Genomic DNA, 14,151 nt, shown 5'->3' with positions numbered 1-14,151 from the left:
GCTCTCTTCGCCGTCGCGAACCGCCCCGAGGTGGTCTCGTTGGCCGGCGGGATGCCGAACCTCGAGGGCCTCCCGCTCCAGGCCCTCGCAGAGCAGGCGCACGCCCTCGTCCTCCAGCGCGGCACCACAGCCCTGCAGTACGGCTCGGGCCAGGGAGACCAGACGCTGCGCGAGCAGATCCTCGACGTCATGCGGCTCGAAGGGATCGCGGCGCACCCGGACGACGTCGTCGTCACCACCGGTTCTCAACAAGGTCTCGACCTTGTGACCCGGATGTTCATCGATGCCGGCGACGTCATCGTCGCCGAAGCGCCGAGCTATGTCGGCGCCCTCGGTGTCTTCCGCGCCTATCAGGCGGACGTCGTCCACGTCCCGCTCGACGAGCACGGCCTCATCCCGGAGGCGCTCGAGGAGACCCTCACGCGCCTGCGCTCGCAGGGGCGGCGGGTGAAGCTCCTCTACACCGTGCCGAACTTCCACAACCCGGCAGGCGTGACCCTCAGCCTCGAGCGGCGACCCCGGATCCTGGAGATCGCGCAGCGGCACGGGGTCCTGGTCGTCGAGGACAACCCGTACGGGCTGCTCGGCTTCGACCAGGAGCCGATCCCCGCGATGCGCTCGCTCGACGACAGCGGAGTCATCTACCTCGGCTCGTTCTCGAAGACCTTCGCGCCGGGGTACCGCGTGGGATGGGCAGTGGCCCCGCACGGCATCCGCGAGAAGCTCGTCCTGGCGAGCGAGTCGGCGATCCTGTGCCCCTCGAACGCCTCGCAACTCGCCATCTCGATGTACCTGGCGAACCACGACTGGCACGGGCAGATCAAGGCCTTCCGCGAGATGTACCGGGAGCGTCGGGACGCGATGATCGACGCTCTCGCCGAGCATCTCCCCGAGGCCTCGTGGACCGTCCCTGGTGGCGGGTTCTACACGTGGGTCACCCTGCCGAAGGGTCTCGACGCCCAGGCCATGCTCCCCCGGGCGATCAGCAACCTGGTGGCCTACGTCTCCGGGACGGCCTTCTACGCCGACGGGCAGGGTGCGGACCACATGCGCCTGTCCTTCTGCTACCCGACACCCGACCGCATCCGCGAAGGGGTACGCCGGCTGTCCGGCGTGGTCAACGAGGAGCTCGCCATGATGCGGCTCTTCGGCACCGACGGACACCGCGAGGGTGAACCGGAGGACGGCATCGAGGACGCAGGGCCTGGCATCCCCTGACGGTCTGCGCGTGTTTCACGTGGAACCATCCGAGGGGCACAGCCCTTGGCTCGAACGGGCTGCCGCGGCGACGCACTGGTGCTCGGGTTGACCCCGACGCGCGTCGCACCGTCACCCCTCGTGTGGTGGCACTTCCCCGCGCGGTCGGCGCGTGAGCCGTCACGTCGGTTCAGGACCCGGCGCGTCGCCCCGTCACCCGTCGGGTGGTGGCACTTCCCCGCGCGGTCGGCGCGTGAGCCGTCACGTCGGCACGTGAAGCGTCACGTCATGGCCTTGCTCCGCGTGTCGGCGCTTGGCTGTGCCCGTCGGCAGGCGCCTCGGTGTGCTGCCGATCAGCGGAGCAGGCCCGGGTCCTCGGGGGAGAGGGTGCTGAGGATCCGGTTGAGGTCCTGGACGGAGGCGAACTCCACCGTGAGTCGTCCCTTGGTGCGCCCCAGCTGCACCTTCACCCTGGTGTCGAACCGGTCGGACAGCCGTGACGCGAGGTCGTCGAGCGCGGCGTTGCGGTCACCGGCACGCGGTCGGCGCACCACAGGCTTCGGGGCGTCACCGCCGAGGGTGACGATCTCCTCCGTCGCGCGGACCGACAGGCCCTCTGCGACGATCCGCTGCGCCAGCCGTTCCATCGCTCCTGCGTCCGGGAGTCCGAGCAGGGCACGGGCATGACCGGCCGAGAGGACCCCGGCCGCCACCCGTCGCTGCACCAGCGGGGGGAGCTTGAGCAGGCGAAGGGTGTTCGAGATCTGCGGACGCGAGCGGTGGATCCGCCGCGCCAGCTCTTCGTGCGTGCAGTCGAAGTCGTCGAGCAGCTGCTGGTAGGCCGCGGCCTCCTCGAGGGCGTTGAGCTGACTGCGATGCAGGTTCTCGAGAAGCGCGTCGCGGAGCAGGTCCTCGTCGTCCGTCTCCCGGACGATGGCGGGGATCACCGCAAGGCCGGCCTCCTGCGTGGCCCGCCAGCGTCGCTCCCCCATGATGAGCTCGTACTGGGCGGCGCCGGCCTCGTCCGAACCGCTTCGCCGGACGACCACCGGCTGCAGAACGCCGATCTCGCGGATCGAGTTCGTCAGCTCGAGGAGAGCCTCCTCGTCGAAGATGGTCCGTGGTTGACGAGGGTTGGGGATGATCGCGTCGACCGGGAGCTCCGCGAAGTGCGCGCCGGGGACCGGGAGGAGCTCCGTAGGAGCCTGACCGGTGCTCGTTCCACGTGAAACATCCGGCTCCGGCGCGGGCTCCGGTGAGCCGACTGCCGGGGGCTCCGTACCCGTTCCACGTGAAACGTCGGTGTCAGGAGTACGGGCGTCCGTCGCACTGCCGGTGGGGACCGCCTCTGTTTCACGTGAAACAGCGGCGCTCTCGTCCGTGCTCTCGTCCGTGCCCTCCGCCGCACCCTCCGTCGCGTGCACTGGGACCGGCGCCGACGTACCGGGGAAGAAGACGTCCACGGGGCGCTCCGCGCCCGAGCCGTTCGGGATCAGCGCGCCCAGTCCGCGGCCAAGACCGCGTCGCTTCTCGGCCATCAGGACTCCTTCTCGGACAGCGGAGCGCTGCCCCGCTCGGCGATCTCACGGGCCGCGGCCAGGTAGGCGAGCGCACCGGTCGATCCAGGGTCGTAGGTCATCACCGTCTGGCCGTAGCTCGGGGCCTCGGAGATCCTGACCGATCGAGGAACCGAGGTCCGCAGGGTCTGGTCCGGGAAGTGGCCCCTGACCTCGTCGGCGACCTGGTGCGCGAGATTGGTGCGCGCGTCGTACATCGTCAGCACGATGGTCGACACGTGCAGGCTCGGGTTCAGGTGGTTCTTGATGAGCTGCACGTTCTTCAGGAGCTGGCTGAGCCCCTCGAGCGCGTAGTACTCGCACTGGATCGGGATGAGGACCTCCCGAGCCGCCACGAATGCGTTGACGGTCAGCAGTCCGAGACTCGGCGGGCAGTCGATCAGGACGTAGTCGAAGCGCTCTCGACCCTCGGCCTCGCAGGCCTCCAGGTAGGCGTCGATCGCGATCCGCAGCCGGTTCTCCCGTGCCACCAGTGAGACGAGCTCGATCTCCGCCCCGGACAGGTCGATCGTGGCCGGAGCGCACCACAACCGGGGGATCGCGGAGCTCTGCTGCACCACCGCAGCGAGCTCCTCGTCCTCCACGAGCACCTCGTAGATGGACGGGGTCCCGCTGTGGTGCTCGATCCCGAGCGCCGTGGAGGCGTTGCCCTGCGGATCGTTGTCGATGACCAGCACGTTGAGGCCGGCCTGGGCGAGAGCAGCCGCCAGGTTGACGGTCGTGGTCGTCTTGCCGACGCCGCCCTTCTGGTTGGCGACCGTCAGGATGCGGGTCGACTGCGGACGCGGGAAGCGACGGCCCGCCAGGTCGATCCGTCTGCGCGCATCAGCCGCCAGCTGAGCAGCAAGAGGAGTGCTCTCGTCGGTGGCGGGGATGCTGTCGATCAACGCGGCGCGGCGCGCCTCGTCGGCGTCGCGTGTTCCACGTGAAACATGCTGCTCGAACTGCTGATCCACTGCGTCTCCCGTCATGACCGACCCATCCTGCCATTCCTCCGGGCACCGGAGCGCCGATCACCACCGATGAGCTCCGATCCGCGCGATCTCCCGGCCCGCAGCGGCTCCGCGATCAGGTCGGACACGCACCGGCGTCCCGCGGACCTGCAACGAACCCGCGTCGCCGGGTCCTGACGCGAGCGGACCACTCCCTCGCCCACCGGGGCAGGGGCATGACCCCGTCCCTGCACCCTGCCGGACCCAGGGACCCGTCGAGCCCTTCGCCCTGTGCACCACGCGCCCCGCCACTCCTTCCGCGCAGGCCCCGACCCTCGGCCGCGCGCCCTACGGTGTGCGCGGGCCCGAGGGGCGCTCGCCCGGGCCTCGCGGCCGCGAGCCCCGACCCCCGGTGCCCCGAGGTCCGTCTCCAGCAGAGGAGCTCCTGGAGCCGGCCCGACCCTCCGACGTGCTCGACCCAGGGGAGCGATCCGTCCGCTTCTCTGCGCCTCGACCCGGGACGGCACGGCTGGAGCTGCGCCCGGTTCGCCCGCCTCCCGTCGCCGGGGCGGCGACCGGGATCGAGGTGCGATGCACGCGCACCACGGTGGTGGGATCGACCTCCGGGACGGACGGGAGCTGGAGGACCTCCCCGGCGTCACCGCCGTACCGCGCCAGCTCTGCCGACGCGGCCGCGAGCTCGTCCCCGGCCTGACGGCCCTTGAGGGCGAGGAGCACGCCGCCCTGGACCAGGAGGGGGAGGGTCCAGCCCGCGAGCCTCGCCATCGGCGCGACGGCCCGAGCCGTCACCACATCGGCGTGGAGCGCACCTGTGACGTCCTCCGCCCGGCCGCGAAGGACCTCGACGTTGTCCAGCCCCACCAGCGCTGTGACGTGCTCGAGCCAGGCGACCCGCCGCTCCATCGGCTCCAGCAGGACGACCCGCATCCGCGGCCGCATCGCCGCGAGCACCACACCGGGAAGCCCGGCGCCCGAACCGACATCCACCAGGGTCCCCGTCTCCGGGAGGAGCGCCGCCACGGCTGCGGAGTTGAGCAGGTGACGCTCCCACAGCCGTGGGATCTCGCGCGGACCGAGCAGGCCACGGAGCACACCTTCGGCGGTCAGCGCCTCACCGAAGGCCGCGACCGCTGCATGCGCCTGACCGAGGAACGCGACGACCTGGGGATCCGCTGCGTCGACGCCCGGATCGCCCTCGTCCTCGCGATGATGTTCCACGTGAAACGTCAGGAGGGACGGACGACGACGTAGCGGGCGGGCTCCACACCCTCGCTGTCGCTCACCAGGCCCGCCTCGGCCACGGCGTCGTGCACCACCTTGCGCTCGAACGGGTTCATCGGCTCGAGGGAGACGGGCTCACCGGACTCCTGGACCTGCGCGATCGCCGACCGCGCGACGGCGGTCAGCTCGGTCCGACGCTGGGCCCGGAAGCCACCGATGTCGAGCATCAGCCGGCTGCGCTCGCCCGTCCTCGCCTGCACGGCCAAGCGGGTCAACTCCTGGATCGCGTCGAGCACCTCGCCGTCCTTGCCGACGAGCCGGCGCAAGGAACGCACCGAACCCTCCTCGGCCACGATCGCGAGCGAGGCACGCCCGTGGTCGATGTCGATGTCGATGTCACCGTCGAGATCGGCGATGTCGAGGAGTTCCTCGAGGTAGTCGGCTGCGACGTCGCCCTCCTCCTCGAGCTTGCTCGTGTGGGACGTCTGCGCGTCCGGAGCCGGGGTCTGCGCGCTCATCGGGTCCTCCTGGTCGTGCGGCGCACGGCCGCAGTGTCTGTCGAAGTCTGTGGGCGATCCGAGGATCTGGTCGGTCGTCGGCCTGGTCAGTCGTCGGCCTGCTCGGGCGTCGCCGTCTCGTCGGGGGCATCGCGCTCCGGCTTGGGGCGCGGCTTCCGTGCGGGCTTGTCGTCGCCGGGAGCCCCGGCCGAACGCGGACGTCGCCCGGTCCCGGTGGGTCCGCCCTCGGACCCGTCAGCGGGACGCCGGCGCTTGCGGGGAGCGCCCGCGCCGTCGGAGGTGGGCTCGATGGCCGGCTTGGCTGCCGGTCGCGGCCGAGCGGGGGTCGTACCGGTCGATGCCCCGGCAGATGCCGAGCCCTGCTCGCTGGGACGCCGGCGCGGCTTGCGCGCGGGCGCGTTCTCGCCGGACGCCGGGCGGGGCGTCGAGCGCTGAGCCCCACCGGTCCGCTTCGCCGCGGAGCCGCTCTCCGTGTCGGGGCCCGGAGCCTCGTCCGCGGTCGTGTCGCCGACAGGTCGCTGCACGGGACGGTCACGGTCCTTGCGCTTGGGCTGCTGACGCTGGCCGCGAGGCTTCTCCTCGATCGCCGGCTTCTCCTCCTCCAGGACGATCCCCTTCGCCGCGGCCTTGCGGGCCCGCCGCTCCTTGAGCTCGCGCTCGGCGGCGGAGCCGGGAGTCGGGTTGCGTCGGATGACGTAGAACTGCTGGCCCATCGACCAGAGGTTCGTCGTCGTCCAGTAGATGAGGACACCGATCGGGAAGTTGACGCCCGAGAAGGCGAACACGAGCGGCAGGACGTACAGGAGCATCTTCTGCTGCTGCGCCATCGGTCCCGTGAGGGCCGAGGCCGGCATGTTCTTCTGGGTCAGCTGCCGCTGCGTGGTGAAGGTCGTCAGGGACATGAGGACGATGAGGACGACGGTGACCGCGCGGGTCGCACTCGTCGCGTTCGCCTCGAGGAAGTACGAGGAGATCGGTGCACCGAAGAGCGTGGCGTCCGTCGCCTGGCGCGCGAGGTCCTGGGTCAGGACCCCGATGCTCTCCTTGGCGTAGGTGCCGTCGGCCACCGCAGGAAGGTTGTAGAGCACGCGGAACAGCGCGAAGAAGATCGGTGACTGCGCGAGGATCGGCAGGCACGAGGAGAACGGGTTCGTGCCGTGCTTGGAGTAGAGCGCCATCGTCTCCCGGCTCATCGCCTCACGCGACGCCGGGTCCGTCTTGCCCTTGTACTTCTTCTGGATCGCCTGCAGCTCGGGGGAGAGCATCTGCATCGCCCGAGAGGCGTTGATCTGTCGCACGAAGAGCGGGATGAGCAGGATCCGGATGACCACCACGAGCCCGACGATCGACAGCGCCCAGGCGAGTCCTGACTCGGGGTCGATACCGAGGGGCTCGGCCAACGAGTGGAACGTGACCATGATCCAGGCCACGGCCAGCTTGATGGGCCACAGCAGGGTGTCGAACCAACTCATCGCGTGGAGCTCCTCGCTCGCTCGGCGTGCAGATGGGGTGCGGACGCGTCATCGCGTGCAGGTGGGACGTCGTCGATCCCGCCAGGGGTCCAGGGGTGGCATCGCCCGAGCCGCCGCAATGCCAGCCAGCCGCCACGGAACGCCCCATGGCGTTCGACGGCGATCAGGGCGTACTGCGAGCAGCTCGGGTAGAACCGGCACGACGGCGGTGTCATCGGGGAGATCACGAGCTGGTAGCCCCGCACGAGGACGATCAGGGCCCGACGAGGCGCACGGCGCAGGAGATCGAGCACCGTCATCACGAACGACCCGTCCGGCGCTCACCCAGACGACGCTCGACGGTCGCCAGGGCGGACCGGAGGTCGGACCCGAGGGTCGAGTAGTCGGCAGAGGCCGAGGGGGGCAAGGCACGCACGACGACGTCGGCCCCACGGGGGAGCAGGTCGCGCATCTCCATCACCAACCCTCGAAGCCGTCGACGCACGGTGTTGCGGACCACGGCACCGCCGACGGCCTTCGACACCACGAGCCCGACATGGGCCTCGTGCGCCGACTCCTCACCGCCTGGCCCGCTCTCGCGAGGTCGGCAGTGCACGACGACGGTCGTCCGTCCCGCTCGCACACCGCCTCGGATCGTCAGCGGGAAGTCACCCGATCGACGCATCCGGAGCGGTGCAGGAAGCACAGGTCAGGCGGAGAGCTCCGCGCGGCCCTTGCGCCGGCGGGCGGCGAGGATCGCGCGTCCGGCGCGCGTCCGCATACGCAGCCGGAAGCCGTGGGTCTTGGCACGGCGCCGGTTGTTCGGCTGGAAGGTGCGCTTGGACACAGATACTCCACAGGTTGATCAGGTCACCGCCGGGCGGCGGAAGCTGGAGATTCTCGACGGACCGCTTGCGCGACCCGGGTCGGCCGGTTCGGAGATGATCCGATCGACCTGCGGGCACGCGGCATGAGCCGCCAAGAACGGCTGTGTCACGGTACGCGGCCACGGGCGTCTGGTCAAACCCTCGGAAGTCACCCGCCGATCGGCAGCACAGACCATGCGGAACCCCCTATCATCGCTGACACCGAACCGAAGGGCTGGGCGACACGCCGGGGTCGAGGGGAACAGGATCGGCGCCACCAGGGGAATGTCCCTCTCGTGGCCGACGGTCATCCCTCGCACCCCCTTCCCACAACCTGTGGACAAACGTGTGGACCACGACGAGCGCGTGACAGACTCCGGGGCGCGCAAGGGTGGACCGACGGAAACAGGAGAACCGGTGGCAGCACAGGACGACCAGGTCGACGTCACCTGGGGCCGTGCCATCGACCTCATCGCGAACGACCCTGCGACGACACCCCAGCAGCTGGCCTTCCTCCGGCTCGCCCGCCCCCTCGGTGTGCTCGACGGCACCGTCCTGGTCGCGGTCGCCAACGACTTCACCAAGGAGTTCCTCGAGGTGCGGCTGCGCACCTCGATCTCCGCTGCGCTGGTGACGGCCTTCGGGGCCGACACCCGCTTCGCCGTCACGGTCGACCCCTCCCTCGACGACGCCGACACCCGACCGATCGCGCCGTCGAACGGAGCGACGGCCGGCGAGCGGGGTGGGACCCCCTCGGCCCTCGACGGCGAGCGGATGCCGCGGCCGGCCGGGGAACGCTTCCAGGACGCGGACGTCGACCGGATGCACGACGGTCGCTCCTACGACGAGCGCTCGCAGGGCAGGACCCCTGACCTGCGTCCGCCGAGCGAACCGTCCCGGCTGCACGAGAAGTACCTCTTCGACACCTTCGTCATCGGTTCGTCGAACCGCTTCGCGCATGCCGCTGCCGTCGCGGTCGCCGAGGCGCCGGCCAAGGCCTACAACCCGTTGTTCATCTACGGGGACTCGGGTCTCGGCAAGACGCACCTGCTGCACGCGATCGGTCACTACGCGATGAGCCTGTACCCCGGGTTGCGGGTGCGGTACGTGAACTCCGAGGAGTTCACCAACGACTTCATCAACTCGATCGGTGAGGGCAAGGCCGGCGCCTTCCAGCGCCGTTACCGCGAGATGGACATCCTCCTCGTCGACGACATCCAGTTCCTGCAGGGCAAGGAACAGACGATGGAAGAGTTCTTCCACACGTTCAACACCCTGCACAACGCGAACAAGCAGGTCGTCATCACCTCGGACGTCCCGCCCAAGCTGCTCAACGGCTTCGAGGACCGGATGCGCTCCCGCTTCGAGTGGGGCCTGATCACCGACGTCCAGCCGCCCGACCTCGAGACCCGCATCGCGATCCTGCGCAAGAAGGCGGGGAACGCGAACCTCTCGGCACCCGACGACGTCCTGTCCTACATCGCCTCGAAGATCTCGACCAACATCCGCGAGCTCGAGGGCGCGCTGATCCGGGTCACCGCCTTCGCGAGCCTCAACCGGCAGCCGGTCGACCTCGCCCTGGCCGAGATCGTCCTCAAGGACCTCATCACCGACCAGGACACCGCCGAGATCACCGCGGCCGCGATCATCGCCCAGACCGCCAACTACTTCGGGCTGAGCATCGACGACCTGTGCGGGTCGTCACGCTCCCGCGTGCTGGTCACCGCACGACAGATCGCCATGTACCTGTGCCGCGAGCTGACCGACATGAGCCTGCCCAAGATCGGTCAGCAGTTCGGCGGTCGCGACCACACGACCGTCATGCACGCGAACCGCAAGATCCGCGAGCTCATGGCCGAGCGACGCTCGATCTACAACCAGGTCACCGAGCTGACGAGCCGGATCAAGCAGCAGCACCGCGGCTGACCCTCCTGCGCGTCAGGGATCGTGTGACCTCCGTCACCTCACAACCCGTCCGCGCACGTCCGCGCGCGCTCATCCGGTGAGCACAAGTTGTAGGACGACTGTTCACACCTGTGGACATCCCTGTGGAGAGCGGTGGACGACGCGCCAGCGGGCTGTGTACGACACACGACGCACCCGTGGACGCCCCGTGGACGAATGACAACCATCCACCGAGGACCGGTGCTGTCGACAGATCCGTGGACAGCACCGTCCCCATCGCGAACGACATGCTGACCTGCAGGAACGAGCACCGTCCACAGAATCCACACCACCGATGATGACGATGACTCTTGTTCTTCCCGGAGATCCCGAGCACCGTCATGAGGCCCGGTGACGTTTCCCGGGGCCGGCCGGAGACCGACCCCCGTCCGGAGCAGTGCGGCTCCTCGTGACGAACCCCCGTCTGCCGTAGGGTTCTGCTGGACCACTGGGCCCCAGGTGCGCGCGCATCCGGCAACTGAGGCAGGGCGAAGGGACAGACGATGAAGTTCAGGGTCGAGCGGGACGTGCTCGCCGAGGCGGTCACCTGGACCGCGAGGTCCTTGCCGACCCGTCCTCCCGTTCCTGTGCTCGCCGGCGTGCGTCTCGAGGCCGACTCCTCCGGTGTCGTCCAGCTCTCCAGCTTCGACTACGAGGTCTCCGCGCGCTCCGAGATCGCGGCGGATGTCAGCGAACCGGGCACCGTGCTGGTCTCCGGGCGTCTCCTGGCGGAGATCGCCCGCGCCCTTCCCGCCAAGCCCGTCGACCTGGCGCTCGACGGCACCCGGGTCGTCGTCACCTGCGGTGCCAGCCGGTTCACGCTCCTGACCATGCCGGTCGAGGAGTACCCCGCCCTTCCCGCCATGCCGGCCGAGGTCGGCGTCGTGCGCGGCGACGAGCTCACCGAGGCCGTCGCCCAGGTCACCGTCGCGGCCAGCCGCGACGACACCCTTCCGCTGCTCACCGGTGTGCGGATGGAGATCGAGGGCGATCTCATCACCCTGCTCGCCACCGACCGCTACCGGCTCGCGCTGCGCACCCTGCCGTGGACCCCTGCCACCCCTGGCCTGTCGGCCGTCGCCCTCGTGCGGGCCCGGACCCTGTCCGATGCCGCCAAGTCCCTCGGTGGCTCGGACCAGGTGACCGTCGCGCTCGCCACGGGCACGGGGGTCGACCTCATCGGCTTCGAGGCCGGGGGCCGGCACACCACCTCGCTCCTGGTCGACGGCGACTACCCGCCCGTGCGGCGGCTCTTCCCCGAGGAGAGCCCGATCCACGCGGTGGTCGCGAAGGCCGCGCTCATCGAGGCCGCCAAGCGCGTGTCCCTCGTCGCCGAGCGCAACACCCCGATCCGGCTGGCGTTCAGCGCGGGCCAGGTCGTCCTGGACGCCGGTCAGGGCGACGACGCCCAGGCGTCCGAGGCACTCGAGGCCTCGTTGACCGGTGAGGACATCACCGTGGCGTTCAACCCGCAGTACCTGCTCGACGGCCTGGGTGCGCTGAGCACCGACTTCGTGCGGATGGCCTTCACCCACCCCAACAAGCCGGTCGAGTTCACCGGTCAGGGCAGCCTCGAGGGCGAGGACGACAGGTCCTACCGCTACCTGCTCGTGCCGATCCGCTTTGCGAGCTGAGATGCACCTCGGCCTGGTCGGCCTGGGCCGGATGGGTGCGAACATGCGCACCCGCCTCCGCGGGGCCGGGATCGCCGTGACCGGGTACGACCGTGACCCCTCGGTCTCGGACGTCGCCTCCCTCGGCGAGCTCGTCGCGGAGCTGCCGGCCGGTCGCCGCGTCGTGTGGGTCATGGTGCCCTCGGGAGCCCCGACCCGGAGCGTCGTCGCCGAGCTCAGCGAGCTGCTCGCTGCGGGCGACGTCGTCGTCGACGGCGGCAACTCGCACTACAAGGACGACGCCGAGCACGCGGCCATGCTCGCCCGGCAGGGGATCGGCTACCTGGACGTCGGTGTCTCCGGCGGGGTCTGGGGTCTGGCGAACGGCTACGGGCTGATGGCCGGGGGCGCGCAGGACGACGTCGCCGCCGTCATGCCCGTCTTCGACGCCCTGCGGCCGGCGGGTGAGCGGGCCGACAGCTTCGTGCACGCCGGACCCGTCGGTGCCGGGCACTACGCGAAGATGGTGCACAACGGCATCGAGTACGGCCTCATGCAGGCCTACGCCGAGGGCTTCGAGCTCCTCGAGGCGCAGGACCTGGTCACCGATGTGCCCGGCACCCTGCGTGCCTGGACCCAGGGAACCGTCGTGCGCTCCTGGCTGCTCGACCTGCTGGTCGCAGCCCTCGACCAGGATCCCTCCCTCGGCGAGATCAGCGACTGGGTCGAGGACTCGGGCGAGGGGCGGTGGACGGTCGACGAGGCGATCGACCTCGCCGTCCCGCTCCCGGTGATCTCCGCAGCGCTCTTCGCCCGCTTCGCCTCGCGGCAGGGCGCCTCCCCTGCGATGAAGGCGGTCGCGGCACTGCGGCAGCAGTTCGGTGGTCACGCGGTCCGACCGGCACCGACCGAGCAGTGACGTGCACGTCGCGAAGCTCTCGCTGACCGACTTCCGCTCGTGGAGCCAGGTCGACCTCGACCTGGAGCCAGGGGTCACGGCACTGGTCGGTCCGAACGGCCAGGGGAAGACCAACCTCGTCGAGGCCGTGGGCTACGTGGCCACCCTCGGGAGCCATCGTGTCTCGAGCGACGCCGCCCTCGTCCGCGCGGGTGCCGAGCGCGCCGTGGTGCGACTGCGGGCCGTGCGCGGTGACCGGCAGACCCTCGTCGAGCTCGAGCTCAACCCCGGCCGCGCCAACCGTGCCCAGGTCAACCGGTCGCCGGTGCGTCGAGCGAGGGACGTGCTCGGGATCCTGCGCACCGTCCTGTTCGCGCCCGAGGACCTCGCGCTGGTCAAGGGGGACCCGGACGGGCGGCGTCGGTTCCTCGACGAGCTGACCGTCCAGATGTCCCCGCGGATGGCAGGGGTGCTCGCCGACCAGGACCGGGTCCTGCGGCAACGCGGTGCCCTGCTCAAGAGCGCCGGGGGTGCGCGCCGCGGTCGCGGCGAGCTCGACCTGCGCACGCTCGACGTGTGGGACGCACGGCTCGCCGAGATCGGCGCCCAGGTGCTGCTCCAGCGGATCGCCCTGGTCGAGGAGCTCCGCCCTCATGTGGCGCATGCCTACCAGCAGGTCAGCGACGGTCAGGGCGAGGCGGTCCTCGGGTACCGCTCCTCGCTGGAGGAGTCGGCGGCCGCCGGCACCGACGGACCTGTCGGACGACCGGGACCGGCGGGCACCACCGGCGTCCCGCACCTCGGGGCGACCGTCGAGCTGCTGGAGGCACAGCTGCTCGAGGCGATGAGTCGCCTGCGCGCGAAGGAGATCGACCGCGGGGTGAACCTCGTCGGCCCGCATCGTGACGACCTCGTCCTCACGCTCGCCGGACTGCCGGCCAAGGGTTACGCCAGCCACGGGGAGTCCTGGTCCTTCGCGCTCGCCCTTCGTCTCGGCTCCTTCCAGCTGCTCACCCACGGCTCCTCCGGCACCGGACCGGCAGAGGGCTATGCCGGCTGGGAGGAGGGCAGTGAGCCGGTCCTCGTGCTGGACGACGTCTTCGCCGAGCTCGACACCCGTCGTCGCGGACGGCTCGCCGCGCTCGTCGCGGGGGCCGAGCAGGTGCTCCTGACGGCCGCCGTGCCCGAGGACGTCCCGGAACAGCTCGAGGGCGCCAGGATCGACGTCTTCGGCGGTCAGGTGAGCCGTGTCCGATGAGGTGGTCCGCCGGGTACCCGGTGAGGACGAGGCACCGGTCGATCCGCGCCCGGTCGCTCAGCGGCTCGGCCTGACCCCGGCCTCCGAGGTGGCCCGTGCGGGGCTGGAACGCGCCAAGGCTGCGGCGCGGAGCAAGGGCCTGCGTCCCGGCAGTCCCGGCACCTCGCGTCGCGGGCCCGAACCCGAGCAGCGTTCCGGTGCGCGCAGGGACGGTCGCGACCCGGCGCTCGTCGGCGACGCGCTCGCCCGGCTCGCGGCCGAGAGGGGATGGTCGACCGAGCTCTCCGTCGGCGGGGTGATCGGCCGCTGGCGCGAGGTCGTCGGGGACCGGATCGCCGACCACTGCGTGCCGGAGACCTTCGAGGCCGGGGTCCTGGTGCTGCGGGCCGACTCCACCTCGTGGGCCGTCAACCTGGGCCATCTGCGCTCCGAGCTGCTCTCCCGGCTCGCGGCCGAGCTGGGGCCCGATGTGGTGCAGGAGCTGAAGGTCCTCGGGCCCGCGGGTCCACGGTGGACCAAGGGTCCGCGGAGCGTGCCGGGCCGTGGTCCGCGGGACACCTACGGATAGCGCGGTGGCCGACGGCCGTCGGAGCCTCTGAGAGCCCCTGACGGCCAGGCCGTGACCACCCGGTGACGCCCGGTTCTCGTGAACGCG

14 protein-coding genes are annotated in these 14,151 nt (G+C 70.7%); 6 read left to right on the top strand and 8 right to left on the bottom strand.

Going from position 1 to position 14,151, the window contains the following annotated elements; genetic code table 11:
* Window positions 1-1,218: PLP-dependent aminotransferase family protein (locus tag ABWK99_RS01385; RefSeq protein WP_372592892.1), on the top strand; the 1,218-nt coding region annotated here is incomplete at its 5' end.
* 332 nt (window positions 1,219-1,550) lie between these two features.
* Here ABWK99_RS01385 and ABWK99_RS01380 read toward each other — a convergent pair.
* From ABWK99_RS01380 to rpmH, 8 genes are all read right to left on the bottom strand, one after another.
* A complete protein-coding gene (locus ABWK99_RS01380) occupies window positions 1,551-2,735 on the bottom strand; it encodes a ParB/RepB/Spo0J family partition protein (protein WP_372592891.1) in 1,185 nt (394 codons plus the stop codon).
* Window positions 2,735-3,745, bottom strand: coding sequence for a ParA family protein (locus tag ABWK99_RS01375; protein WP_372592890.1), 1,011 nt, complete (start codon window positions 3,743-3,745; stop codon window positions 2,735-2,737). Before ABWK99_RS01375 ends, ABWK99_RS01380 begins: the two co-directional genes overlap by 1 nt.
* Before the next feature lie 309 nt (window positions 3,746-4,054).
* The gene (gene rsmG, locus ABWK99_RS01370; protein ID WP_372592889.1) at window positions 4,055-4,945 is read right to left on the bottom strand and encodes a 16S rRNA (guanine(527)-N(7))-methyltransferase RsmG; all 891 of its coding nucleotides are present in this window, start codon (window positions 4,943-4,945) and stop codon (window positions 4,055-4,057) included.
* Window positions 4,946-4,953: 8 nt separating this feature from the next.
* Complete coding sequence (locus ABWK99_RS01365; protein ID WP_372592888.1) at window positions 4,954-5,466, bottom strand: protein jag; 513 nt, start codon at window positions 5,464-5,466, stop codon at window positions 4,954-4,956.
* An 86-nt stretch (window positions 5,467-5,552) separates the two neighbouring features.
* Entirely contained in the window at window positions 5,553-6,938 is a 1,386-nt protein-coding gene (yidC, locus tag ABWK99_RS01360; RefSeq protein ID WP_372592887.1) for a membrane protein insertase YidC, read from the bottom strand.
* Complete coding sequence (gene yidD, locus ABWK99_RS01355; RefSeq protein ID WP_372592886.1) at window positions 6,935-7,237, bottom strand: membrane protein insertion efficiency factor YidD; 303 nt, start codon at window positions 7,235-7,237, stop codon at window positions 6,935-6,937. The genes yidC and yidD overlap by 4 nt, the downstream gene beginning before the upstream one ends.
* Entirely contained in the window at window positions 7,237-7,623 is a 387-nt protein-coding gene (gene rnpA, locus ABWK99_RS01350) for a ribonuclease P protein component (RefSeq protein ID WP_372592885.1), read from the bottom strand. The genes yidD and rnpA overlap by 1 nt, the downstream gene beginning before the upstream one ends.
* Window positions 7,624-7,626: 3 nt before the next feature.
* Complete coding sequence (gene rpmH, locus ABWK99_RS01345; RefSeq protein ID WP_010849920.1) at window positions 7,627-7,764, bottom strand: 50S ribosomal protein L34; 138 nt, start codon at window positions 7,762-7,764, stop codon at window positions 7,627-7,629.
* A gap of 436 nt (window positions 7,765-8,200) precedes the next feature.
* Between rpmH and dnaA the strand changes: the two genes are divergently transcribed.
* The 5 genes from dnaA to ABWK99_RS01320 all read left to right on the top strand — a co-directional run bounded on the left by dnaA (window position 8,201) and on the right by ABWK99_RS01320 (window position 14,064).
* Complete coding sequence (dnaA, locus tag ABWK99_RS01340; RefSeq protein ID WP_372592884.1) at window positions 8,201-9,709, top strand: chromosomal replication initiator protein DnaA; 1,509 nt, start codon at window positions 8,201-8,203, stop codon at window positions 9,707-9,709.
* Window positions 9,710-10,230: 521 nt separating this feature from the next.
* Window positions 10,231-11,361, top strand: a complete 1,131-nt coding sequence (dnaN, locus tag ABWK99_RS01335; RefSeq protein ID WP_372592883.1) for a DNA polymerase III subunit beta — start codon at window positions 10,231-10,233, stop codon at window positions 11,359-11,361.
* 1 nt (window position 11,362) lies between these two features.
* Window positions 11,363-12,259, top strand: coding sequence for a phosphogluconate dehydrogenase (NAD(+)-dependent, decarboxylating) (gene gnd, locus ABWK99_RS01330; RefSeq protein WP_372592882.1), 897 nt, complete (start codon window positions 11,363-11,365; stop codon window positions 12,257-12,259).
* A gap of 1 nt (window position 12,260) precedes the next feature.
* On the top strand, window positions 12,261-13,496 hold the full coding sequence (gene recF, locus ABWK99_RS01325) for a DNA replication/repair protein RecF (RefSeq protein WP_372592881.1): 1,236 nt from the start codon (window positions 12,261-12,263) through the stop codon (window positions 13,494-13,496).
* Window positions 13,486-14,064 (top strand): DUF721 domain-containing protein, encoded by a 579-nt coding sequence (locus ABWK99_RS01320; protein WP_372592880.1) that lies wholly within the window; start codon window positions 13,486-13,488, stop codon window positions 14,062-14,064. The genes recF and ABWK99_RS01320 overlap by 11 nt, the downstream gene beginning before the upstream one ends.
* Window positions 14,065-14,151: the final 87 nt, after the last annotated feature.

Source organism: Actinotalea sp., assembly GCF_041597215.1.
Classification (GTDB): domain Bacteria; phylum Actinomycetota; class Actinomycetes; order Actinomycetales; family Cellulomonadaceae; genus Actinotalea.
This window is presented reverse-complemented; position numbering and strand designations above follow the sequence as displayed.

Bases quoted from the DNA above. Each gene is read 5' to 3' on its own strand.
- ABWK99_RS01380 (WP_372592891.1), bottom strand. From the start codon at position 2,735: ATGGCCGAGAAGCGACGCGGTCTTGGCCGCGGACTGGGCGCGCTGATC.
- ABWK99_RS01375 (WP_372592890.1), bottom strand. From the start codon at position 3,745: ATGACGGGAGACGCAGTGGATCAGCAGTTCGAGCAGCATGTTTCACGT.
- ABWK99_RS01365 (WP_372592888.1), bottom strand. From the start codon at position 5,466: ATGAGCGCGCAGACCCCGGCTCCGGACGCGCAGACGTCCCACACGAGC.
- yidC (WP_372592887.1), bottom strand. From the start codon at position 6,938: ATGAGTTGGTTCGACACCCTGCTGTGGCCCATCAAGCTGGCCGTGGCC.
- yidD (WP_372592886.1), bottom strand. From the start codon at position 7,237: ATGACGGTGCTCGATCTCCTGCGCCGTGCGCCTCGTCGGGCCCTGATC.
- dnaN (WP_372592883.1), top strand. From the start codon at position 10,231: ATGAAGTTCAGGGTCGAGCGGGACGTGCTCGCCGAGGCGGTCACCTGG.
- gnd (WP_372592882.1), top strand. From the start codon at position 11,363: ATGCACCTCGGCCTGGTCGGCCTGGGCCGGATGGGTGCGAACATGCGC.